General features: G+C 52.7%; 20 protein-coding genes. All 20 read left to right on the top strand.

The genetic code is table 11. The features are described 5' to 3' along the window. Positions 1–29 precede the first annotated feature (29 nt). The 20 genes from atpG to NYE48_RS25720 all read left to right on the top strand — a co-directional run bounded on the left by atpG (position 30) and on the right by NYE48_RS25720 (position 24370). The gene (gene atpG, locus NYE48_RS25815; RefSeq protein ID WP_036706404.1) at positions 30–896 is read left to right on the top strand and encodes an ATP synthase F1 subunit gamma; all 867 of its coding nucleotides are present in this window, start codon (positions 30–32) and stop codon (positions 894–896) included. Positions 897–1009: 113 nt separating this feature from the next. Then, positions 1010–2413 carry a F0F1 ATP synthase subunit beta gene (atpD, locus tag NYE48_RS25810; RefSeq protein ID WP_212949798.1) on the top strand — a complete coding sequence of 468 codons (1404 nt, stop codon included), beginning with the start codon at positions 1010–1012 and terminating at the stop codon, positions 2411–2413. A gap of 53 nt (positions 2414–2466) precedes the next feature. After that, complete coding sequence (locus NYE48_RS25805) at positions 2467–2877, top strand: F0F1 ATP synthase subunit epsilon (RefSeq protein WP_036706408.1); 411 nt, start codon at positions 2467–2469, stop codon at positions 2875–2877. A gap of 558 nt (positions 2878–3435) precedes the next feature. Next, positions 3436–3693 (top strand): DUF1146 family protein, encoded by a 258-nt coding sequence (locus tag NYE48_RS25800; RefSeq protein WP_341000378.1) that lies wholly within the window; start codon positions 3436–3438, stop codon positions 3691–3693. A gap of 390 nt (positions 3694–4083) precedes the next feature. Continuing rightward, positions 4084–5427: a UDP-N-acetylglucosamine 1-carboxyvinyltransferase gene (murA, locus tag NYE48_RS25795; protein ID WP_341000732.1), complete on the top strand. Its 1344-nt coding sequence runs from the start codon at positions 4084–4086 to the stop codon at positions 5425–5427. Between the two features lie 529 nt (positions 5428–5956). Continuing rightward, positions 5957–7231 (top strand): stage II sporulation protein D, encoded by a 1275-nt coding sequence (spoIID, locus tag NYE48_RS25790; protein WP_445324047.1) that lies wholly within the window; start codon positions 5957–5959, stop codon positions 7229–7231. 100 nt (positions 7232–7331) lie between these two features. Beyond that, positions 7332–8078, top strand: coding sequence for a M23 family metallopeptidase (locus NYE48_RS25785; protein WP_036715044.1), 747 nt, complete (start codon positions 7332–7334; stop codon positions 8076–8078). 303 nt (positions 8079–8381) lie between these two features. Further along, positions 8382–8663, top strand: coding sequence for a sporulation transcriptional regulator SpoIIID (gene spoIIID, locus NYE48_RS25780; RefSeq protein ID WP_036715046.1), 282 nt, complete (start codon positions 8382–8384; stop codon positions 8661–8663). 199 nt (positions 8664–8862) lie between these two features. Continuing rightward, positions 8863–9861 (top strand): rod shape-determining protein, encoded by a 999-nt coding sequence (locus NYE48_RS25775; RefSeq protein ID WP_036715062.1) that lies wholly within the window; start codon positions 8863–8865, stop codon positions 9859–9861. Between the two features lie 83 nt (positions 9862–9944). Further along, positions 9945–10826 carry a flagellar hook-basal body protein gene (locus NYE48_RS25770; protein WP_212949804.1) on the top strand — a complete coding sequence of 294 codons (882 nt, stop codon included), beginning with the start codon at positions 9945–9947 and terminating at the stop codon, positions 10824–10826. A 30-nt stretch (positions 10827–10856) separates the two neighbouring features. Then, entirely contained in the window at positions 10857–11675 is an 819-nt protein-coding gene (locus NYE48_RS25765; RefSeq protein WP_036715049.1) for a flagellar hook-basal body protein, read from the top strand. Positions 11676–11687: 12 nt separating this feature from the next. After that, the gene (locus NYE48_RS25760; RefSeq protein WP_212949806.1) at positions 11688–11969 is read left to right on the top strand and encodes a DNA-directed RNA polymerase subunit beta; all 282 of its coding nucleotides are present in this window, start codon (positions 11688–11690) and stop codon (positions 11967–11969) included. A gap of 320 nt (positions 11970–12289) precedes the next feature. Beyond that, positions 12290–12727 carry a 3-hydroxyacyl-ACP dehydratase FabZ gene (gene fabZ / locus NYE48_RS25755; RefSeq protein WP_036715052.1) on the top strand — a complete coding sequence of 146 codons (438 nt, stop codon included), beginning with the start codon at positions 12290–12292 and terminating at the stop codon, positions 12725–12727. 40 nt (positions 12728–12767) lie between these two features. Further along, the gene (locus NYE48_RS25750; protein ID WP_212949807.1) at positions 12768–14486 is read left to right on the top strand and encodes a phospho-sugar mutase; all 1719 of its coding nucleotides are present in this window, start codon (positions 12768–12770) and stop codon (positions 14484–14486) included. A gap of 84 nt (positions 14487–14570) precedes the next feature. Beyond that, positions 14571–16586 (top strand): DUF5693 family protein, encoded by a 2016-nt coding sequence (locus NYE48_RS25745; RefSeq protein ID WP_212949809.1) that lies wholly within the window; start codon positions 14571–14573, stop codon positions 16584–16586. Further along, entirely contained in the window at positions 16559–17692 is a 1134-nt protein-coding gene (gene csaB / locus NYE48_RS25740) for a polysaccharide pyruvyl transferase CsaB (RefSeq protein WP_341000377.1), read from the top strand. Before NYE48_RS25745 ends, csaB begins: the two co-directional genes overlap by 28 nt. Before the next feature lie 30 nt (positions 17693–17722). Next, positions 17723–18469: a WecB/TagA/CpsF family glycosyltransferase gene (locus NYE48_RS25735; RefSeq protein ID WP_373316228.1), complete on the top strand. Its 747-nt coding sequence runs from the start codon at positions 17723–17725 to the stop codon at positions 18467–18469. A 114-nt stretch (positions 18470–18583) separates the two neighbouring features. After that, positions 18584–19708 carry an MraY family glycosyltransferase gene (locus NYE48_RS25730; protein ID WP_212949813.1) on the top strand — a complete coding sequence of 375 codons (1125 nt, stop codon included), beginning with the start codon at positions 18584–18586 and terminating at the stop codon, positions 19706–19708. A 193-nt stretch (positions 19709–19901) separates the two neighbouring features. Next, entirely contained in the window at positions 19902–23891 is a 3990-nt protein-coding gene (locus NYE48_RS25725; RefSeq protein WP_341000376.1) for an S-layer homology domain-containing protein, read from the top strand. A gap of 137 nt (positions 23892–24028) precedes the next feature. After that, positions 24029–24370, top strand: a complete 342-nt coding sequence (locus tag NYE48_RS25720; RefSeq protein WP_036715061.1) for a hypothetical protein — start codon at positions 24029–24031, stop codon at positions 24368–24370. Positions 24371–24373 lie beyond the last annotated feature (3 nt).

The following is a 24373-nucleotide window of genomic DNA, read 5'->3' as shown; positions in this document are numbered from 1 at the left end:
CTTCGCCAAAGCTTGAAGGTGGTGAAAACATGGCAAGAGGATTGCGTGAAATCAAACGTCAGATCAAGAGTATTCAAGGTACGAAGCAAATCACGAAAGCGATGGAAATGGTTGCCGCCTCCAAGCTGAGAAGAGCCCAGGAGATGGCGCAGCATGCCCGTCCTTACTCCGATAAGCTGAAAGAAGTGGTGTCCAGCATCGCTTCCGGTACGAAAGGCATCAAGCATCCGATGTTCGAAAAACGCCCTGTGAAAAAGACCGGTTATCTGGTAATCACCTCGGATCGCGGTCTTTGCGGCGGGTATAACTCGAACATTTTGAAAGCAGTGATGTCCACGATTAAAGAGAAGCACAAGTCCAAGGACGAATACGTGATTTTCGTTATCGGGCGCAAAGGCCGTGACTACTTCCGCCGCCGCGAAATGCCGGTTGTCGAGGAGGTTACGGATCTGTCCGATACGCCTTCCTTCTCGGATATCAAATCCATCGCTTATGCAGCGGTACGTCAGTTCGAAGAGTCCAAAATCGACGAACTGTTTATCTGCTACAACCGTTTCGTGAACGCACTGACTCAAATCCCTGAAGTAAATCAGCTCCTGCCGATGGAAAACATGGAAACGCAGTCGACCGGCGTAACGGCAAGCTACGAATACGAGCCTTCTCCGGAAGCCGTGCTCGAGGCGCTTCTGCCAAGATATGCCGAAACGCTGATCTTCAGCGCGCTGCTCGACGGTAAGGCGAGTGAGCTCGGATCGAAAATGACGGCGATGGGCGCTGCAACGAAAAACGCAACCAAGCTGATCAACGAACTGACGCTTACGTACAACCGTGCCCGTCAGGCTGCCATTACTCAGGAGATTACCGAGATCGTGGCCGGAGCGAACGCTCAGGCATAAGTAGAACGTTTTTGTACCAAATGACAAACCATGAACGGATTTTGGCGTAAAGCTGCCTGCAGCTTACGATGAAGGTTTGCATAGAAGCAGACTTGTAGGAGGGAACAAAAAAGATGAACAAAGGACGCGTAGTCAGCATTATGGGTGCGGTTGTCGACATCGAGTTCGAAAGAGGTCAACTTCCGGAAATCTACAATGCGATCAAAATTGAGGGCACTGTCGCTGGCGGACGCCAAATCGACCTGACCCTGGAAGCTTCAAACCATCTTGGCGACAACATGGTACGCTGCATCGCCATGTCCTCCACGGATGGTCTGGTTCGCGGCATGGAAGCCGTCGACCTTGGCGCTCCAATTACCGTGCCGGTAGGAAGCGCGACGCTTGGCCGCGTATTTAACGTACTCGGAAAGCCGATCGATGAGGCGGGAGACGTTTCTACGGAAGTAACCAGCCCGATTCACCGTGAAGCTCCAAAATATGATGAATTGTCAACGCAAGCCGAAATGCTTGAAACGGGGATTAAAGTTATCGACTTGTTGGCTCCTTACCAAAAAGGCGGTAAGATCGGTCTCTTCGGAGGCGCGGGCGTAGGTAAAACCGTCGCCATCCAGGAATTGATCCACAACATCGCGCAAGAACACGGCGGTATTTCCGTATTCGCGGGCGTCGGCGAACGTACCCGTGAAGGTAACGACTTGTACCATGAAATGAGCGATTCCGGCGTTATCTCGAAAACGGCGATGGTTTTCGGACAAATGAACGAGCCTCCGGGCGCGCGTCTTCGCGTTGCGTTGACAGGTTTGACGATGGCCGAATATTTCCGTGACCAAGAAGGCAAGGACGTGTTGCTCTTCATCGACAACATTTTCCGCTTTACGCAGGCCGGTTCCGAAGTATCCGCTTTGCTCGGCCGCATGCCTTCGGCCGTAGGTTACCAGCCTACGCTGGCAACGGAAATGGGTCAGCTGCAAGAGCGTATCACATCCACGAAAAAAGGTTCCGTAACGTCCATCCAGGCGATTTACGTTCCTGCGGATGACTATACCGACCCGGCTCCGGCAACGACATTCGCCCACTTGGACGCAACGACCAACCTGGAGCGTAAAATTTCCGAGATGGGTATTTACCCGGCGGTGGATCCGCTCGCTTCGAGCTCCCGGATTTTGACGCCTGAAATCGTAGGCGAAGAGCACTACAACGTTGCTCAAGGCGTTAAGCAGCTTCTTGCCCGCTATAACGAGCTTCAAGATATTATCGCGATCCTCGGTATGGATGAATTGAGCGAAGAAGACAAGCTGATCGTAGCGCGTGCCCGTAAAGTACAACGCTTCTTGTCTCAACCGTTCCACGTTGCGGAAGCATTTAACGGCATGCCGGGTACTTACGTGCCTGTAAAAGAAACGGTCCGCAGTTTCAAAGAAATCCTCGATGGTAAACACGATGATCTTCCTGAAGCAGCTTTCCTCTTTGTAGGAACGATTGAAGAAGCGGTAGAAAAAGCAAAAACACTGGAATAAGTCCTGCGCGGGGGCGTTAAGCTTCCGGTGAGAGCTGTTCAGGAGGGATGAAAGTGAGTACCTTTATATTGGAAATTGTGACGCCGGATCACTTGGCATATTCCGGAGAGGTAGAAAGCCTGACGGTTCGGGGTGTGGAAGGCGATCTCGGCATCTTGCCGGGACACATTCCGATGGTAACCCCACTTCAGGTCGCTCCGCTTACCATCAAAACTGGCAATAAAACCAGTCAAATTGCGGTGAACGGCGGCTTTGTGGAAGTCCGCAAAGACAAAGTGGTTGTGCTGGCGGAAAGTGCCGAAGCAGCCGAAGAAATCGATTTGCAGCGTGCGCAAGCCGCTAAGGAACGTGCGGAACGCCGTTTGGCCAATGCCGACAAGCAGGCCGAAATCGATTATCGCCGTGCGGAATTGGCCTTGCAAAAGGCGATCAACCGGATCAATGTTCATAGCAACAACAAATAAATAAGCTGTTCAGCCCGTCTCATAGGTTTTGAGGCGGGTTTTTAAATGACCGGAGCGTATGATATGCGGGAAAGTTATCGAGGACGCCTGTTTGTAACAGGGCTTACCTTTGCCTATGGGGCCTGTCTAAGACGGATCATATGCCCGATTCTTCCTGTTCAGGTGCCAAAACCAATTTGAGCCTCGCCCTGAATGTTCCTGTTTTAGCTTGGATTGACATGAAAACGGAAATAAGAGGTTGCTTGTTTTGGTGATTTATAGAATGCAAACTTCATATTGGAATTGGATTTAGGAGAAAACGATGCCTCTTGTGTCGAAAAGCGCGAATATATAGGATTTTTTATCCTTTTTCAAATATATTTCCGAGGAAATGACGAATGTGGAGAAGCAAAAGAAAGCCGTTCTCTTTTGATCTAAAAAGGGTATTCCTTTTTTTGGATTGAAAGTTTTCGAAAAATTACGGTTTTGAAGCTGGATTCTTGAACCAAAGCCAAGTATTATATAATAGTTCAGTCGAACCTTTGCGGAAGCAAATCCTACAGGAAAGGTGGAGTAGCCATGGATTCCGATTTTGCAAATAACCTGGTCGGCAGTTTGGGCGTAACGGGCTTGATCTCGATGATTGTCTCGCTGGTCTGCATTGGACTGTCTTGGTGGGCTCTGCAAAATTTAAAGCTGGATTTGTTCATCCGGTTTCCGAAGAGTCCCCAAGGCAAACTGCTGCATTTGCTGCTGGCCATTATTTTGGGACATTTCGTCGCGAAATTCCTGCTGGATTACTTGAACTGGAGCCAAATGATCAAATACATGTTTTAACTTGACGGTATGTGGTTATAACCCCATTAGGTTATCCTGCAAGACAGGAAGTCGAATGAACGGAAAACTTGTCGAATAATAACATTTTTTTATGTCAACAATGAGTATAACGGGATTTATAGCTTGTTCTAACCCCCTTTCGTATCGGCTGCCCGGGGTCTGACATTGCAGATTCGGCGCACATCGGTATCCCTCCGTATTCATGAAATGATTCGGCCAAATTGAAAGTAGGTCTTAAGACACAAACCAAGCTGTGTTCTGGGCCTCATTCGTCAAAAAACGCTTGTATCCTTGAAATGGTCGGTGTTAAGATGGAGGTTAGGGAATTCACAATGTGTTTTCTAATAAATACAGAATTTGCGGAAAAAAATGGACGCGGAGGGAATCATGATGAGCAAATTTATCGTCCGCGGTGGCAATAAACTGACCGGAAGCGTGAAAGTCAGCGGAGCAAAAAATTCAGTTCTTCCGATCATCGCTGCCTCTCTTCTTGGGGAAGAAGGAGTAAGCGTCATTCATGACGCACCTCCTCTTGACGATGTAATTACAATCAGCAAAGTGTTGGAATCCATAGGTGCAGGCATTACATACGACAACAATGTAATGAGGGTTGATGCCCAAGCTATTTCCTCTTGCGAAGCGCCTTACGAATGGGTGCGAAAAATGCGTGCGTCTTTCCTGGTTATGGGTCCCTTGCTTGCTAGAATGGGGCATACGCGGATTTCCTTGCCGGGCGGCTGCGCCATTGGAACGAGACCGATCGACCAGCACTTGAAGGGATTTGAAGCTTTGGGCGCCGAGATCAGTCTCGGGCAAGGTTATATTGAAGCGAAAATCAACAGCAGACTGCGCGGGGCTAAAATCTATTTGGATGTGGCAAGCGTAGGCGCTACTGAAAATATTATGATGGCAGCTACCCTGGCGGAAGGGGTAACCATCATCGAAAATGCGGCAAAAGAGCCGGAAATTGTCGATTTGGCAAACTACCTGAACGGCATGGGCGCCAAAGTTCGCGGCGCGGGTACGGGCGTGATCCGGATCGAAGGCGTCGAGAAGCTGCACGGCACGGAACATACGGTCATTCCGGACCGGATCGAAGCCGGCACGTTTATGGTCGCTGCGGCGATCACCGGCGGCGACGTGTACGTGGAAGGCGCGATTGCGGACCATCTTGGTCCGGTCATCTCCAAAATGGAGGAGATGGGCGTCACGATCGAAACCGACGAAAACGGAATCCGCGTAACGGCGAACCATCCGCTGAAAGCAGTCGACATCAAAACCCTGCCTTATCCAGGCTTCCCTACCGACATGCAGGCGCAAATGATGGCGCTGCTGCTTAAATCGGAAGGAACGAGCGTCGTCACCGAGACGGTGTTCGAGAACCGGTTCATGCATGTGGACGAATTCCAGCTCATGAATGCGGAAATCAAGGTTGAAGGCCGCTCGGCCATCGTAACGGGCGGAGCCAACCTGAAAGGCGCCAAAGTATGCGCAACGGATTTGCGTGCCGGTGCCGCGCTTATCTTGGCGGGCCTCGTTTCCGAGGGGACGACCGAAGTAAGCGGAACGCATCACATTGACCGCGGATACGTGGATCTGGCGGAGAAGCTGTCTGCGCTTGGCGCCGATATTTGGCGCGTTTCCGTCGACGAGCCGGTGCTTGAACCGGCCAAGAAAAAAGTGGAGCTGGAAGAAGAGGTTCCTCTGTTCAAAGTCCAGCCGACTTGGGTATAACTGTTTTTATTTCTTATTAATGAAGTAAAAAATAACATTGTACTGGAATCGAGCAAGAACTTGGACTGGAACAAAACATAAAGTACGTGTTTTTGGGAAGAAGGCCGGGCCCGTGAGGGTTCGGCCTTTTTTGCGTTTCGATCGTTTTGCAGAATTCTCGTCTCCCGTTTCTTCAATATAGAAGAGAAGCTGCAAGCGGAAGAAACCATGTATGCGATGCGTGCGACGATCGGGTGAAGCTGCGGTTTTCTGCATGAACGTGCCGTTATGTTCGGGGCATATGAATCTTCTTTTCTCTTAAAAAGGAGTTCTATCATCCAAATTGGGGTCATAACTATACGTATCGGGATTGTTGAGAGGCGAAATAGCTGGAGGAATCCGACCACAATCCCTTACGCAAGCCGAATGCCGATGACATTCTACCAATAGCGGTTGATCTGAACCAATGGAGGTTGAAAGAATATGAACGATCCTCGCACGCAAATCAGAGTTTCCGTCGGGCAGCGCCGCCAAGCTGCGGAGCCCGATCATGCGATACATCAGGAGGGCTGCCGGGAGCGCAGCCCGGCCGCCAGCTCCCGGCAGCACCTGCGGGTGCTGCCGGCTCCCGAGGCGCAGCCGCCGCAGGCCGCTGCGCCGGAGATGCCGGAGCCGCGCGAAGCGCTCCGGCAAGGGCCGGGCGCGCCCGCAGGCGCCCGGCAGGAGCCCGGGCGGCGGCCATGGGCCCCGCCGCCTCCCGCGCGCGGCCGCGGCAAAGCCTGGGCGGCCGCAGGGACCGGGCAGCGCCCGCAGGCTCCGCCCCGCCGCCATGTGGGCGGGCGGGCTGCTGACGCTGGCGCTGCTCATCCCGGCGCTTGTGGTGGCGACGCACCAAAAGCCGGATCCCGCGCCGGCGCCGATCCCCGCGCCGGCCGCCCCGGTTGTGCCGCAGCAGACGGCACAGCCGCAGGTGTCCGTCTATTTAACGAAGACGGGCCAGGTGGAGAAGCTGTCGCTCGAAGATTACGTCGTTGGCGTCGTCGCGGCGGAAATGCCCGCCGAATTCGACCTTGAAGCGCTTAAGGCGCAAGCGGTCGCGGCCCGCACCTTTATTGTCCGCAGGCTCGCGGACGGGGATAAAAGCGGCGTTCCCGGTTTGCAGGCGGACGTGACCGATACGGTAGCCCACCAGGCTTACATTTCCCAGGCCGAGCTGGCGGCCAAATGGAAGGAAAAACCCGAGGAGCTGGCGAAGCTGAAACGGGCGGTGGAAGAAAGCCGCAACACGATCATGACCTATAACGGCAAACCGATCACCGCTTCGTTTTTCTCTACCGGCAACGGGTACACCGAAAATTCCGAAGACTACTGGAGCCAGAGCATCCCGTACCTGCGCAGCGTCGCCAGTCCATGGGACGAGCAGGCGCCGGGTTACAAAGAGACCGTTCAAATGAGCATCAAGGATTTTTTGACCAAGCTCGGATTGGCGGACAAGGCGGTTCCGGCTTCGGCGACGGGAGAACACCGGCCTTTTATCCACATCCTATCAACGACCGAAGGCCATCGGATCAAAGAGATTTCGATCGGGGGCGAAACGTTCACCGGCCGCGAAGTGAGAGAAAAACTAGGGCTGCGCTCCAGCGAGTTCAGTTGGAAGACTTCCGGCAGCGACGTGTTGATTACGACGTACGGGTACGGCCATGGCGTAGGCATGAGCCAGTGGGGGGCGGAAGGCATGGCGAAGGAAGGATACACCGCCACGCAAATCCTGAAACATTATTATACCGGCGTCCAATTTTCGAAAGCTTCCGATTTTGTAAAATGAGACTCCGAAAATGGGCCGATAGATTTTTTTCAAAAATAATATAAGAGATACGTATAAAAGGTTTGACCCCGGTAACAATGATTACTGAGGTGATAACCATATGAATGAACAAAACAAAAGTAGTCAAAACCATGGAGAAACTCCTAAAAAATCACAGGGAGAGCTGGTAAACCAGCCGTCTGCATGGAAAAAGCTGTTGTCCAAACGGTGGGTATACCCGGCAGCTTACGTGGCCGCAGCAGCAATTATACTAACCTTAGTTTGGGTCTACCAGGATGCCAGCATGAAGAACCTTCCGCAAGACCCTGCTAAAGTGTCGGAAACCGCAAACGCGCCTGCTGCCGGCGAAACCGGCAAGGACGCCAAACAAGACAAAGCCGTTGAAGTGACCGCAACCGTCGAAGACATGGCATGGCCGGTGGCCGATGCCAAGGAAATCAAAGTCGTGAAGCCGTTTTTTGAAGAAGATGGCACGCCGGAAAACAATCAGGCAGCCATGGTGCAGTACAATGACACGTTTATGCCGAACGTCGGCGTCGATCTCGGACGCGAGGACGACAAAGCTTTTGAAGTCAAAGCAGCGCTCGGGGGCAAAGTCACCCGCGTGGAGCTGAATCCGCCGCTCACCGGCACGGTCATCGAAATTACGCATGACAACGACGTCAAAACGGTGTATCAATCCCTTTCCGACGCCAAAGTCAAAGAAGGCGACACGGTGAAGCAGGGCGATACGATCGGTACGGCCGGCCGCAGCGAACTCGAAAAAGACCTGGGCAACCACCTGCACTTCGAAGTGCATGAAAAAGGAGCGCCGGTCAATCCGGAAGAGCTTCTTCCCAAAAAATAATTAAAGCACGAGGAAAGGCAGGGAAATCCCCTGTCTTTTTTTTCGTCCGTTCCTTTGCTTCGCGTTTCATGCCGGTCCTTCATACGGCTCAGTCTTTATTGGGAACCGGGACGATGCATCCTTTTCCGGAGCCCGTCAAAGCGCTCGGTCGGCTCCGAAGCCAAGGTCCCGTTTTCCTTAGGTTTTTTGCATGCAGCGAAAAATAAATAGGCCTAAAGGAGCTTGTCAGCCCTCCAAAGCGCGAATATATAGGCACGCCCCTCATATAATGTACCAAACTATCCACAGTAGGGAGGCGGGAACGTGCACGATTACATCAAGGAACGGACTATTAAGATTGGACGTTGTATCGTGGAAACGAAGCACACGGTCCGGACTATAGCCAAGGAATTTGGCGTATCAAAAAGCACTGTGCATAAGGACTTGACCGAGCGGCTGCCGGAAATCAATCCTGATCTGGCTGACCAGGTCAAACACATACTCGAATACCATAAGTCGATCCGTCATCTACGGGGAGGGGAAGCGACAAAAATCAAATACAAAAAGACGAAAAAACGCGAAGCCGTGGCGTCGGCCAAATCGTAACGATTGGCTGGTCAAATAGCGCCTTAAACCATTGAATCCGTCCCCTGAAGTATGATATGTTAAAAGATGGTATGAGGTCGAAAAATGTGATCCCTGCTTCCCTATATACATAATTCCTGCCGCATCTTGTCGAAAAGGGACTTCTTAAGGCTCAGGGACTCTTTTACCATAAAATATGACTTTGGGGGCTCTTTTCATGATGTTTAGCAAGGATATTGGAATTGATTTAGGTACGGCTAACGTTCTGATCCATGTCAAAGGGAAGGGGGTTATCCTTGACGAACCTTCCGTAGTGACGATTGAAAGCGATACGAAAAAGGTGCTTGCCGTCGGCGAGGACGCCCGCCGGATGGTGGGACGCACGCCGGGCAACATCGTGGCCATCCGTCCGCTTCGCGACGGGGTCATTGCGGATTTTGCCATCACCGAGGCGATGCTGAAATATTTTATCGGACGTGTGGGTGCACGCGGCTGGAGCAGCCGCCCCCGCATCCTGATTTGCGCGCCGACCAACATCACGTCGGTCGAACAGAAGGCCATCCGCGAGGCGGCCGAGCGCAGCGGGGCCAGGGACGTCTTTTTGGAAGAGGAACCGAAGGCCGCGGCGATCGGAGCCGGCATGGACATCTTCGAACCGAGCGGCAATATGGTCGTCGACATCGGCGGCGGCACGACGGATGTGGCCGTGCTTTCCATGGGCGACATCGTAACGGCATCTTCTATTAAAATGGCGGGGGACAAGTTTGACGAGTCCATCGTAAAATATATCAAAAACAAATATAAACTGTTGATCGGCGAACGTACTTCCGAGGATATCAAAATCAAGATCGGCACGGTGCGTCCGGGGGGACGCAAGGATGAAATGGATATTCGAGGGCGCGACATGGTTTCGGGACTTCCGCTCACGGTCACCATTTCGTCGGACGAGGTTCAGGAGGCGCTGTGGGAGCCCGTTTCCTCCATCGTCGCTGCAGCCAAGTCGGTTTTGGAACGGACACCGCCCGAATTGTCGGCGGACATTATCGACCGCGGCGTCATATTGACAGGCGGGGGAGCGCTGCTGAACGGACTGGACGAGCTTCTCTCCGAAGAACTCCGCGTTCCGGTATTGATTGCCGAAGACCCGATGCATTGCGTCGTCAAAGGGACGGGCATCATGCTGGACAATTTGGACAAGGTGGTTAAGAAAACGGTCTGAGCGTCCGATAAAAAAGTATAGGATCGCGGGCCGTCAGGCCCGTTTACGGATATGCACCACCAGGAAAAGGGGGCTCCCGCTCAATGATTAGAGGATTGTACACGGCAGCCGCCGGCATGCTGACCCAGGAAAGCCGGCATGATACGGCGGTTCAAAATTTAGCGAACATCAATACCCCGGGCTACAAACAGGTAAACAGCGTAGCGCGTTCGTTTCCGGAAATGCTGCTGTCGATGGTCGGCGGTGCAAGCGATGTCCCGGCAACCAGGATCGGCAAGCTGAACACGGGGGTTTTTGCGGAAGAGGCGTTGTCGCTATATCAGCAGGGCGTCATTCGGGAAAGCAGCAAACCGACCGATTTTGCGCTCGTGTCCGATATGGAGATGACCGATCCGGCCACCGGGCAACCGATCCGGTTTGACGGCTCCGGCAAATACGTGAACGCGGACGGCGAAGTCTTTTACAAGCCTGAAGCTTTCTTTACGGTGCAGGATCAAAACGGAGAACTGCGGTATACGAAGGACGGCAGCTTTAAAGTCGCCCTTGACGGCAGCCTGCTGACCCAGGAAGGATACCAGGTATTGGATAGCAATAATCGGCCGATCGTATTGACAGGCCCCGCAGACCGTTTTAAAGTGGACGAGCAGGGATACGTCCTGAATCCGGCCACCGGAGCGCGTGGGGCGCGGCTGGGCGTGGCGGTCGTGGGACAACCTTATCAGATGGTCCGCGAAGGAAACGGCGTATTCCGGATCGACGATCCGCAAGAGGCCGGCGTCCGTCCCGTCGGCGGAACCGACCGCGTGGAGGTACGCCAGCACTATATCGAAAGCTCGAACGTCAACGCGTCCGAGGTCATGGTCGATATGAATACGGCGCTGCGCGCGTACGAGGCCAATCAGAAAGTGATTCAGTTTTACGATAAAAGCTTGGAAAAAGCCGTCAACGAGGTTGGCAGGGTATAAAGCGGATATGAGGGTTAAGGGAGGTCTAACATGAACAACTCCATGATCAGCGCGATGGTGTCGATGAACGGGATTCAACGCAAACTGGATGTCATTGCCGACAATATCGCGAACCTGGATACGGTGGGATACAAACAAAAGGATACCACGTTCGAGGATACGCTGACTTCCGTGATGCAGCAGCCGAAGGACTTCAAGCAGCAGGGAAGATTTTCGCCGCTGGGATATACGACCGGCTTCGGCGTCCGTACGGGCGACGTTTTCCGTGATCTGTCGCAAGGACCGCTGGAGCAGACGAACCAGCCGATGGACCTGGCGATCGAAGGGGAAGGCATGTTTGCGGTCGAAGCAGGCGGCAGACGGGCGTACACGCGGGAAGGCGCTTTCCATTTCGTTCCGGATCCGGGCGTTCCGGGGTCGATGGTGCTGGTCAATAACCAAGGCTATTTCGTGTTAAACGAGAAAAACCAGCATATCCGGGTGTCCGATAAGGCGAAAGTGGCCATTGACCCTCAAGGCAAAGTTCTCGTCGATCGGGGCGGCGCCATCACGACGGCAGGCACGCTTAAAGTGCTGAAGCCGCTGCGCGAAGATGAGCTTCAGCAAATGGACGGCAACCTGTTTGTCGTTCCGGCGAGATTAACCGAGAATCAGGTGTTTGAAGTACCGGCAGCAGGAGGCCTGCCGAAGGATACTTCAATCCGTTCCGGATATCTCGAACAATCCAACGTGGATTACATGGGCCAAATTACCGATATGATGCAAATGCAGCGCGCGTATCAGTTGGCGGCCCGGGCCATTGCTTCCAGCGATACGATGATGAGCCTGGCCAATAATATGCGGGGTTAGGTGGAAGCGGCTATGAGCGATACGAATAAGCCAACCGATCGTTTGGCTAGGGTGCGGCATACAAACGATGCCGAAGGCAAGCAGGACGGGAAACCGGATGACGGGACGAAGCCTGCCAGGAAAAAAACGGCACGCTGGAGAATTGTCATACGCTGGATGATTCCGCTGTTTCTGCTGCTTGCGCTGGTCGGCGGGTTGATTGTCGGATACGTCGTCATCGGCAAGCAAAGCTTGTCCGACGTGTTTAAGTGGGAGACATGGCAGCATGTCATCGATTTGGTTTTTGCTCCTTAAAGGGCGAAACATTGCAACAGAGTGACAGAAAACTCCTTCGTTCGTCCGTGGGAGTTTTCTTTTTTTGCTCGGAAAATGTATAATGATGGGGGACTTGAGAACACCCAAAAGGGCCCTCTCCGGGCCGCGCCAATCGACTGCGGCTTGATGGAGAAAGCCCCTTATCTGAACCTTCACTTCTGCAGTTGGTGAAGGATACGTATAGTTTTTTCCGTATATTTATGTTTTTATGCAATGATAGAGGTTAGAAACGCCGTTTAGGCGCAGGCGGTAGCGGCGCCCATCGGCTCAACCCACTTTTGGAAGGAGAATTGATACCCGTGCTTAACGTTAAAGAAATCCAGGAGATTATCCCTCACCGTCCCCCGTTTTTGCTGGTGGATCGGATCGTGGAAATGGAGGTCGGCAAACGTGCGGTCGGCATTAAAAACGTGACGATCAACGAGCCGTTTTTTATTGGCCATTTTCCGGAATATCCGGTGATGCCGGGCGTTCTTATTACCGAAGCGCTCGCCCAAGTAGGGGCTGCGGCGATTTTGCAGGAAGAAAGCAATAAGGGCAAAATCGGTTTTTTGGCCGGCCTTGACGGATTCCGTTTCAGAGGACAAGTCGTTCCGGGCGATACGCTCCGTTTGGAAGTGGAAATCACCCGATTGAAAGGGAGCATCGGCAAAGGCCATGCGGTCGCGAAGGTTGACGACAAGGTGGTTGCCGAAGGCGAAATCATGTTTGCTTTGTCCGATCCAACCAAAGGTTAGACGAAACCAATATTAAAAAGACGGTGAAAGGGGAAACGATATGACGCAACTCAGCTTAACGGCAGAAGAAAACGTACGGCGCTGGTTATCCGATCCTTCGGTCGACGAAGAGACCAAACAGGAGCTGCAACAGCTGCGCGAGCAGCCGCAGGAGCTGGAAGACCGTTTTTATAAGGATCTCGAATTCGGAACCGGCGGCCTCCGCGGCGTGATCGGCGCGGGAAGCAACCGGATGAACCGTTATACCGTGGGCAGGGCCACGCAAGGTTTTGCGCGCTACATTCTTGAGCAGCACGGCCAGGCGGAAGGCACGCCATCGGTCGTGATCGCCCATGATTCCCGCCATTTTTCTCCGGAATTCGCGCTTGAAGCGGCACTGGTGCTTGCCGGCAACGGCATCACCGCCAAACTCTTTCCGTCGCTTCGCCCGACGCCTCAGCTTTCGTTCAGCGTACGCCATTTGAACGCGACCGGAGGCATCGTGGTGACGGCCAGCCATAACCCGCCGGAATATAACGGCTATAAGGTGTATAATGCCGAAGGCGGCCAGCTGGTTCCGGACCAGGCGGAAAAAGTGATCGCTTATATTCAGGAAGTCGATTCTTTTGCGGCGGTCAAACGGCTCGATCGTTCCGAAGCGGAAGCGAAAGGGCTGCTTGTATGGCTCGGGGAAGCCGAAGACGAAGCATTCGAGGATACGGTCGCGGCGGCAAGCGTCAATCGGGACCTGATTGCCTCGAAGCTGGGCAAGGATTTTAACATCGTTTTTACGCCGCTGCACGGCACGGGCAACATCCCGGTGCGGAACGTGCTCAAAAAGGTTGGCTTTACCAACGTGCATGTCGTAACCGAGCAAGAGCAGCCGGATGCGGAATTTTCGACCGTCAAATCGCCGAATCCGGAGGAACGCGAAGCGTTTACGCTGGCGATGAAACTCGGGAAAGAGCTGCAGGCCGATATCCTGATCGGCACCGATCCCGATTGCGACCGCATGGGAGCCGTCGTGCTGAATGACAAGGGCGAATATGAAGTCCTTTCCGGAAACCAATCCGGAGCCATCATGATTCACTATTTGCTGAGCCAGCTGAAGGAAAAAGGAAAACTGCCGGATAACGGCGCGGTCATCAAAACGATCGTGACGAGCGAAATGGGCGCGACGATCGCCCGGCATTACGGGGCGCAAGTCTTCAATACGCTGACCGGCTTCAAATATATCGGCGAAAAAATGACGGAGTTCGAACAATCCGGCTCGCATACGTATTTGTTCGGCTATGAGGAAAGCTATGGATACCTTGCCGGAAACTATGCACGGGACAAGGATGCGGTGCTTGCGTCGCTCCTGATCTGCGAAGCGGGCGCTTACTATAAGGCCCAGGGCAAAACGCTCTACACCGTGCTCCAGGAGCTGTACGAACAGTTCGGATACTTCCGCGAGAAGCTGGAATCCCGCACGCTGAAGGGCAAGGACGGGTTGGCCCAGATCCAGGCGAAAATGACGGATTGGCGCAATCATCCGCCGCAGACCATTGCGGGGGCTTCCGTGAAGGAAGTGCTGGACTATTCCAAAGGGCTGGACGGGTTGCCGCGCGAAAACGTGCTGAAATATATGCTCGATGACGGTTCATGGTTCTGCCTGCGCCCATCCGGCACGGAACCGAAGATTAAGGTGTATTTTGCCGTTCGCGGTACGTCGCTGCAGGATGCCGAGGAGCGGATCAACAAGCTCGCGGCCGAAGTGATGTCGAGGGTGGACGCCTAACACGACAAGACAAGGATAGTCCGCAAAGCCCCGGCCACTGCTGCTGCGGCTTTGCGGAGTGTTATAAACGAGGAGGTACTTTTGGTGCATCAAAAATGGCAGCACTTTAGCACGGCATCGCGCAAATGGCTGTGGATCCTGGTCGTACTGGGCATCGTCGCCGCATTGCCGGTCGCGTACGACCGATACCAAACGGAATCATCAGCGAGCAATGTGGAGTTGGTATTCAACTACCGCGGCTTGGCCGAGGTGGCTTCTTACCATGCCCATCCCGAGCAATTTTTGCAGGAGCAGCTGGATAAATTAAAAGCGGCCGGCATCACAAGCATGGCCATGTTTGAAAGCACGCTGGACGATTTCAAAAAATCGCGGCGGCTGATGGTCTATAACGCCCATGACATTGCGCAAATGACGCAAAGCGTCGTGCCGACCGATGAAAACTTCACGTACATTCTGTTTACCAATGAAGAGAATGCAGGCCGGTTAACGCCTGTCATCGAAGACACGTTCAAGAGCCTGGACATCAACGTGAAACCTTGGGAGTTCCATAACCAGAAAGGTTTGATCATCGAAACGTCGCCGGAGGACGCCGCGCTCAAACCGATGCAGCCGGATCCGATCGCGTTCGAAATGCTGCGCAGCAAAGGATTCCATATCGTGCCGCGCATGTCCGACAGCCTTCCTTACGACCAAGAGGCGATGGAGAAGCTGCTTGCTTATTATGAAGCCAATGACGTCAAACGGATTTTGTTTGAGGGAGACTCGGTCAGAGGGTTTAACGATAACGAAGACAAAAACAGCCTGCAAAGCTTCGCCAACCTGCTGAACCAGCACGGCATCGGCATTGCGGCCATCGAAAACACGAAAAAACCGCAGGCGGGCATGTCCACGCTGGCGTATAACATCCATTATAATGTCGTCCGGCTGTATTCTCTGAGCGAAAAAGACGCGCTCCTGGACGAAGACACGATCGCCGACCGTTTTGCCTTGGCGACCAAAGACCGGAATATCCGGATGCTTTACATCAATACGGCGCCAAGCCGGAGCGCATCCAAAGCGATGGTGACCGATTCGATCGACAACATCATCAAAAGTTTGAAAGAGCCTGGCAACGCCATCGAACAAATGGAGAAAAACGGATTCCATATGGGACGCGCAGAAGCCTTCCATATTACCGATTCTTCCTTGCAGCATTATTTGAAAATGGTCGTCGTGCTTGGCGGAGTCGCTTTTGTGGCGCTCATGATTTCTTATTTCCTGCCGCTGCTTACTTTGCCGGCCTTTGTGCTCGGTTTGATCGGCAGCGCGGGACTGTATGTGCTGAAGCCTACGTTGTTTGAACAAGCGCTTGCTTTGCTCGTGGCCATCAGCGGCCCGACGGTGGCGATGATTCTTGCGGTACGCAAACTCAATGCCCTTAACGGCGCGGATTCGGAACTGGCAACGGGACGGCGCGTGACGCATGCCATCGTGTTGTACATCAAAACGGCCATTATTTCCATGGCGGCGATTCCGTTCGTGATCGCGCTGCTCAACAATATTACGTACAGCCTCGTGCTGAACCAGTTCCGCGGTGTCAGCCTGCTGCATGCCGCTCCGATTCTGCTTATCGCCGTGTTCGTCATTTTGTACCGCGGCGGCAAACCGTTCCGGCAGATCGGCAAGCTGTTCAGAACGCCGATTACGCTGCTGTGGGTCGTCGTGGGCGTCGTGATCGCCGGCGCCGGCATGTATTATTTGAGCCGGACAGGCAATGCGGGCAAAGTCAGCTCGATCGAGATGGTGATGCGCACGTTCCTGGAAAATACGTTCCATGTGCGTCCGCGCAACAAGGAAATCGCCATGCATCCGCTCTTCCTGCTTGGCATCTTCCTGTCGATTAGATACCGGAATGCCGTTTACATCATGATTTTCGCCGTCATCGGCCAATTGTCGATGGTGGACACTTTTGCCCATATTCATTCGCCGATGAAAATTTCGCTTGCCCGCGACCTCCTGGGTCTGGGAATCGGATTTATCCTCGGACTGATCGCTATCGTGGTATGGCAAATCGCGGAAGGATGTTGGAAAAAATGGTCACCTCGCCTGAAACAACAGTAGTCATTTCGGGGTATTACGGCTTTAAAAACAGCGGAGACGAGGCCGTGCTGCAGTCCATTCTGACGGCGCTGGAAGAACAGGGGAAGCAAGCGGGGGTCAAAATCACCCCCGTCGTGCTTTCGATCGATCCGGCATGGACGTCGTCGACCTACGGCGTACGGGCGGTTCACCGGATGAAGCTGGGCGAAGTGAGAAACGCTCTGAAGAACAGCAGCGGTTTGATCAGCGGGGGCGGCAGCCTTTTGCAGGACGCCACCGGAACCAAGACCATTCCGTATTACCTCGGGATTATTAAGCTGGCCCAATGGCTGAACAAGCCGGTGTTCATTTACTCCCAAGGGATCGGCCCCGTGAACCGCAAGCTGTTTTATCCGCTGATTAAAGGAACGTTCAAAAAATGCGAATACATTTCCGTTCGCGACGAGCAATCCGCGGAGCTGCTGCAAAGCATGGGGCTGGAGCGGGACCGGATTCAAGTGGTTCCCGACCCCGTGATGGGGCTAACGCCTGAAACGGAAGGCTTGGCTGCGCTTGCCTCGGATGAAGATCCGCAGCTGCCCGTCATCGGCATTTCCGTCCGTTATTGGGATGCGGAGCGCCGGGAGCTGCGGGCGATTGCCGAAGGGCTTCGGGCATTTTGCCAAAAGCAGCCCGCCCACCTGCGCTTTCTGCCGTTTCATTTTCCGGACGACGAAAAGGCGTCGCAGGACATCATCCAGCAGATGGGGGATTTGGTTTCCGCCGGAAGCAAAGTGTCGGTATGCCGGGAGGCGGTTCATCCGCGCAATATGCTAGCCGAAGTGGGGCGCTGCGACCTGGTCATCGGGATGCGGCTTCACAGTTTGATTTACGCCGCTAACCGGCAGGTACCGCTGATCGGCATTTCGTACGACCCGAAGATCGACCATTTCCTGAAAAGGCTCGACGTTGAGCCTGTCGGAACGAGCAGTTCGCTTTCCCCCGCGGCGCTTGCGTCGGAGATCTCCAGGCTGTTGGCCGGCGCGGAGCGGTGGAAGGAAGAGGCCAAACCCCGCATCGACAAGCTGAAGCGGGAGGCGCAGGAGCCTGCGCGGCACATCATTGAGTTTTTGAGCAGTAAAGGATAAGGGGATTTGACCGTGAACCAATTCGAACAGATGCCTACGGTTCCCATCTACGGTTTGCAGATATGCAGATGGGGGATGGAGGACACCGTTAAGTATTTAACCCATAAGTTGCAGTCGGAAGAGCGCAAGCCTATACAGGTAATTACGGCCAACCCGATCATGGTGATGAAAGCTCTGGAAGAGCCGGATTACATGCAGGTGATGAAAAACGCCGAACTGCTCGTGCCGGACGGTACCGGCGTCGTGTGGGCGGCCGCCAAAACGGGAATGCCTGTCCAGGAACGCGTGGCCGGGTTTGACCTTTTACATGAACTGATGAGAGTCGGAGAAGACTACCATTGGAAGGTATACTTGCTCGGCTCGACGCCGGAAGTGATTCAGGCCGCCGCGGAGCGGTTACATCTGCAATATCCGGGCGTCGAAATCGCGGGCTACCGCGACGGTTATTTCAAGGCGGAACAGGATGCGGAGGTCATCGCGGAGATTCGCAAGGCTGCGCCGGATATTTTGTTCGTCGCGCGGGGGGCGGATACGCAGGAACCATGGATTGCCCGTTATAAGGAACAGCTTGGCGTTCCGCTTATGATGGGCGTCGGCGGAAGCTTCGACGTCATCTCGGGCAAGTCCAAACGCGCGCCGAAGCTGTTCCAAAAACTGCGTCTCGAATGGTTCTACCGGCTGCTGAGAGAGCCGACGCGGGCCGCAAGAATGCTTGCGCTGCCGAAATTCGCCCTTAAAGTGATGCGGGATAAAGAAAACGTGACGAAACCCAGATAAAAGACGCTTATGAACTGCAAAAACCCGATTTTTTGCTGAAAAACAGGATTGGTTTTATTTTTTTGATGAGAGTATAATTCAATCCGGTAAAGAAAATGGGGGTTGAACGTACACATGTTAATGATAGCCATCATCGGATGTATCGTGTCATTGGCTTTGGCACTGCTGTTAACGCCGCTGGTGAAAAAACTTGCGATAAAGATCGGCGCCGTCGATGTTCCGAACGCCCGAAAAGTGCACACGAAAATCATGCCCCGGCTTGGCGGATTGGCGATATTTTTGGCATTTATGCTGTCCATGTTTGCCGTCCTTCCATTTGTCGCAGATCAGTTTTCCGCTCGGGATGCGAATTTTATTAAGGCCTTCTTGCTTGGGGGATCGCTGATCGTCCTGACCGGCGCCTTGGACGACCGGTTTGAGCTGTCGGCCAAAGTGAAACTGCTTGGACAAATCATTGCCGCGTGCATCGTCGTTTTCGGCTTTGGCATCACGGTCGATTTTGTGAATATACCTTTTAACGATTCCTACTCGTCGCTCGAAAGCTGGATCGCCATCCCGCTCACGATTTTCTGGATCGTCGGCGTCACGAACGCCATCAACCTGATCGACGGTCTGGACGGGTTGGCCGCCGGAGTATCGGGCATCGCGATCGGAACGATTCTGGTCATGTCCCTGCTCATGGGCAACCTGACCGTTGCGCTGCTCTGCCTGCTGCTGCTTGGCGCGATCATCGGATTCCTGTTCTTCAACTTCCATCCGGCACAAATTTTCATGGGCGATACGGGTTCGCTGTTCCTCGGCTTCTGCCTGGCGATGTTGTCCATGCTCGGATTTAAGCAGATCGCGATCGTTTCGTTTATCACACCGCTGATCATTATCGGCGTGCCGCTGTCGGATACGTTTTTCGCCATCGTGCGCCGCTGGATCCAGAAGAAACCGATTTTCGCCCCGGACAAGGGTCACCTGCATCACTGCTTGCGGGAAATTGGCTTCAGCCACCGCCAGTCTGTCCTCATCGTATACGGCATCGCCGCCTTTTTCGGCGTCCTGGCTGTCATTCAGTCTTCCGCCGCGATGTATGAAGCGAATTGGGTCACCTTCGTCGTCATCTGCGTGATGATGTTCTTCATGCAAATCGGCGCCGAAGTTATCGGACTTGTCGGGAAGACGAAACGGCCGATTCTGGATTTGGTTGCAAGGCTCCGAATGAAAGCAAGCGCGGAGCGCGGTTCGAAGTAAACGTGGATTGTTTATGCGTCATGCCATCATATATTCATATGCAGAACGTCGCACCTTGGGTGCGGCGTTTTTTGATTTCTATTTTGGCGGTGTTTTTCAGGCAAGGGTTTTTTTATTGTTAGGTTTTACTAAATTATCGATTGGCTGGTGCCGATAAAAGAGATAAATGCATAAAACAGGAGGGAAAATGATTTTGAAGAGGATCCTATCCGTATTTTTGGCAGTTGTCCTTGTCATCAGTTTGCTGCCGGCTTCTTTTGCCAATACGGTAAGCGCAGCGCAAGCCGGCACTTTTTTTATTTTTCCGAACGAGCAGTATGACGTCAATTCGGCGCGTCTTGTCAATGAAGACCGCGTTAGTTTGACGGGTACGCTGAACGGGGTCAATGATAAGCAAATTTCTTACAGCGTATTTCAATTGACGAAAAAAGCGGATGGCACGATTTCCATCGTCAATTCGAATGAAGGACAAACCGGCAACATCATCGTCAACAACGGCAAAATCACGGTGTCCAACATCAAGCTTTTTTCCGGATTGAACCGGATTACGTTTAAAGGCCTGCAAGGCACGACGCAAGTCGAAGATTCGATCTATGTCGAGTACCGCAACGGGCCGACGATTTACGATTTGAAAGCGAACCTGGTGGACGGCAGCCAGGCCATTGAATTGAAGGAAGACAGTCCGGCCGTATTGACGGCTTCCCCGGGAAGTCCTGCGTACGGCAAAACCAAAACGGATATCAGCATCTCCGGTTATGCGCCGAGCGCGGATAAAGTGACGGTCGAGGTTAACGGACGCAGTTGGACTTATACGGTGTCGAGCTACAACAACTACAAGTTTTTTGCTTCGCCGATCAATGTCAACAGCGGAAGCAACATCGTCAAAATCAAAGTTTTGAATCAAAACCAGACGCTTGAAACTAGCCGCGAAGTTACGTTTTATAACGGCAAGGTCACCTTTTTTGACGTAAGAGCGACGGACGGTACCGACGTATCGGCAGATCTGTCGTCTTTCCCTAACTTCAATGTAAGCAGCACGAATATTACCGTCAAAGGTAAAGCAATTATCCCGATCAAAAACGGTCAATTGCCGGATGCGGCAGCTCTTTCGACCTATTTGGGGTACGCGTTTGCCAACGGGGCATCCGGCAGCGGAACCGCGCCCGTGACCGTGCTCGAGAGCGCCAACGATTACATGATGATCGAGTTCTCCGGCGTGGCTCCGGTTTCGGCGCAGTTCGACAGCCTGATCAACGTGACGCTGACAGCTGCAGACGGCACGACCGGTGCAGGCATTAGTTCGACGGTCGGTTTAACCTTAAGAGACAAAAACAAGCCTTTTATCCAGGAAGTCAATTATTTGTCCGGTTACAGCAGCGGCATGAGCCCGTCGCAGATCTTGAACCTTTCGGGGACTTCGATGAACGGCGCCAACATTTTCTCCCTGCCGATCGCCATGGAGGTTTTGGTCGCGAACGGGGCAAGCGTCAATAACATCACGATCACCGGCATCACGGATGCCAAAGGCAACGACCTTACGCCATTCAGCCAGCCGGTTGTCCTGGCCTCCGAAAGAGTCGTTAGAAACATTAACGGCAATCAGGTCGAACTGCAGCGCATCATCATCCGGGTAGACAAGCTTCCCGCGGCAGGGTATCAGAAGATTACCTTCCAGGCCAACAATGTGGCCGGGTCTGAGCTGACCGTTCCGGTTACGCTGCTTTACGGCCCTTATGTGCAGTTCACATCGCTGTATGACGACATGAAAATCGAGATGGATACGAATAATCCGAATCTGAAGGACAACGTCATGAAAGACGTGGATTATTTCAAAGGGCAGCTGATGAACGTCGCCAACGACAGCGAAATCAAATACAGCGGCACCGATCAAACGATCTTTTTGTACATCAATAATACGCTTGTGAGCCTTGAGAAGGATCCGACCTCGTCTGAGGTGTCCAAGTTCAGAATCGCTTCAGGCGACGAGAATAAAGCTTACCAAGCGTTGTTCCCAGGCAACAACATCATTAAATTCGTGTTTAAGTCGCCAAAGAACTCGTATGAAAAATCGATTAATATCAGCTACGTGCCTTTGAACGTACCTGTGATTCCGGTACCGGATTCCGTAGGGGTATTCCCTTACAGCATTGACAATACCGACCCGGTTCCTGACAACAACGACAAGAAGTTCGAAAAGACGGGTTCCGTCTATACGACGACCGAGAAAAAGATGAACGTATACGGAACGTTCGATTTCATCGATTTGGGCCAAACCAAAAGCGCGGTGGACAGCAAGCTTCGCACCAATTCAGCAAGCAACTCGAAATATATGCTTAAAATCTCGACTCCAACGACCGATGGCAAAACCCAAGAATATACTTGGTCCATGGATCAAAGATTTTATGCATTAAAAAGCCCGGGCGACGTATTTAACAGCTCGAACGGCAATACGAATCCAAACCTGAACGTTTATTATGATTACGACACCCAAACGTTCAGCTTTAAGCTTTTGAATCAATCCTTGCCGCTGAACGGCAGCCCGATCGTATACAACATCACGGTGTATAACAGCGGGGAAGGCGGTCCGACGGCAACGTTCCGACTCGAAGTCACTTATAAAACGGCACCGTTCCAGATCATTCGTCCGCTTGAAGGCAGAAGACTGGTGAACCAGAACTTCGTCGAGGTCATCGTTTCGTCCGACAACGCATCGAAAGTGATGATCGGAAAGCAGGAAGCGAAGAAGTCCGCTTTTGACGCGGATTACGATCCGTCCAACGGCATCGATTACCCGAACGCTTATCGGGCGATCGTTAAAGATCTCAAGCCGAACAAGGACAACAAAATCGACATTACGGTATTTGTCGGAAACGATCAACTGAAAGACTACATTACCGTCAAATACGTGCCGACAAGCATTCCGGGCGCGCAATATTTGGAAACGATGAAAAGCTCGCACAAAGCTTTTGACGGCAATTTGACGTTAACCTTTCCGAAAGGTGCAAGCCTGATCCGGAGAGATTACAACGTGGCTGACCAGTTCAAAAACCAAGTGTTCTCCGGGCATGATATTTTGTTCGCCATCGCGAACAGCGAGGACGGCGTCGTAGACCGCCGCGAATTCGAAGTGCCGGTTGCCAATTTCGATAATGAAATCGCGCTGGGCAAACAGCTCTTTATCGGCAACTTCCAGCAGCGGTTTGTCAAATCGAGCCCTGTATTCTGGATTGATCCGGGAACGGCCGACGATATCAACACGGACAAGGTATATGACCCGATTACGCATGGTTCCGACCCATACCAGCTTCCGGGGTCCGAAGTGCGAAGCTTCTATAATAGAGAAAGCATGAACGAGCTGGTTCCGTCCAAACGCGGGACGCTGACGCTCACCTATGACGCGAATATTACGCAGGACGCGGGACGGCTCGTAACGGTATTCCGTTTTGATCCGGAGCTGCAGAAATGGGAAAACATCGGCGGCGTCGTGGATCCGAAAAAACATACGGTTAAAGTGCCGTTTGACCGTTTTGGCTACTACGTCGTTGCCAAATTAGGTTATTCCTACAACGATGTCGTGCAGCATCCGTACGGCCGGGATTATATCGAAACCATCTATGCCAAAGGCGTCATGAACGCCTTCGATCCGTCGGAACGTTTTGGAACGGATTTGTATATTTCCCGGGCTGAATTCGTGCGCGCGATCGTCAGAGCGCTGGAGATTCCTTTGAATTACCAGGGACCTAAGCATTTCTCCGATATTCCAAGCTCGCTTACGAGCATTAACGTCGACGGTCTATGGGATTTCAGATATATCGAGACCGCGGCGCGCGAAGGGATCACGAGAGGGGCGCAGCCGCAGTTCTTCGACGCGGAAAGCGCCATTACCCGCCAGGACGCTTCGGTCATGATCGCCAAGGCGCTCAACCTGAAGCTTGAGACCGACCGGGCGAAAATCACGAAGGATCTCCAAAAATATTTTAAAGACTATGCAAGCATCGATTACTACGCGCAGCCTTCGGTTCTGGCCATCGCCAAAAAAGGCTTCATCCAAGGTTCGCCTGTCGATCCGGCCGATCCGAAACGGGGTAACATGTTTAATCCTACCGCCAATATGCTGCGCGGAGATGCCGCCATCATTATGGGCAAAGTCATGGCAGACCTGAAGAAGCTGCCTAAGATGTAAGCATGAAAAAACAAACAGCGGGAGCCGGCAATTCCGGCTCCCGTTCTATTTCCAATTACAATTCTTTGTAATTTGTCGAGGATTAGGATACAATGACGTAGAATACAATTTATAATTTAAAGGGTGAAGGCTATCTTATGAAACCGATCTATTCCAAAGCTCAGTTGGACTATATGAAAGCAAAAACCAAATTTGAGAATAAGGCCAGCACATTGGAAAAAAAGATTGAGATGACTCGCAAAACGAGAGAAATTACTCAAGAAGTCATGGAAGGCCTTGTAATGGAAACGGGCTTTCATGATGCCTATAACGAACTGCTGCAGTCCGAAAACGCACTGATCGAGTGGTCCCACTCCACGATTAAGCACGAAAAAACATACCGCGAGAACAAACAGCCGATCGAACAGATGTATGAGAACCTGAACTCCAGTCCGGAGATGCGGGCTCAGATCATCGAACTGGCCATGAAAATTCGTTAACGT

The sequence above is a fragment of the Paenibacillus sp. FSL M7-1455 genome, assembly GCF_038004655.1.
In the GTDB taxonomy this organism is placed as follows: Bacteria; Bacillota; Bacilli; order Paenibacillales; family Paenibacillaceae; genus Paenibacillus_AQ; species Paenibacillus_AQ cookii.
Note: the sequence above shows the minus strand (reverse complement) of the source record. Positions and strands in the feature narration are given on the sequence as shown.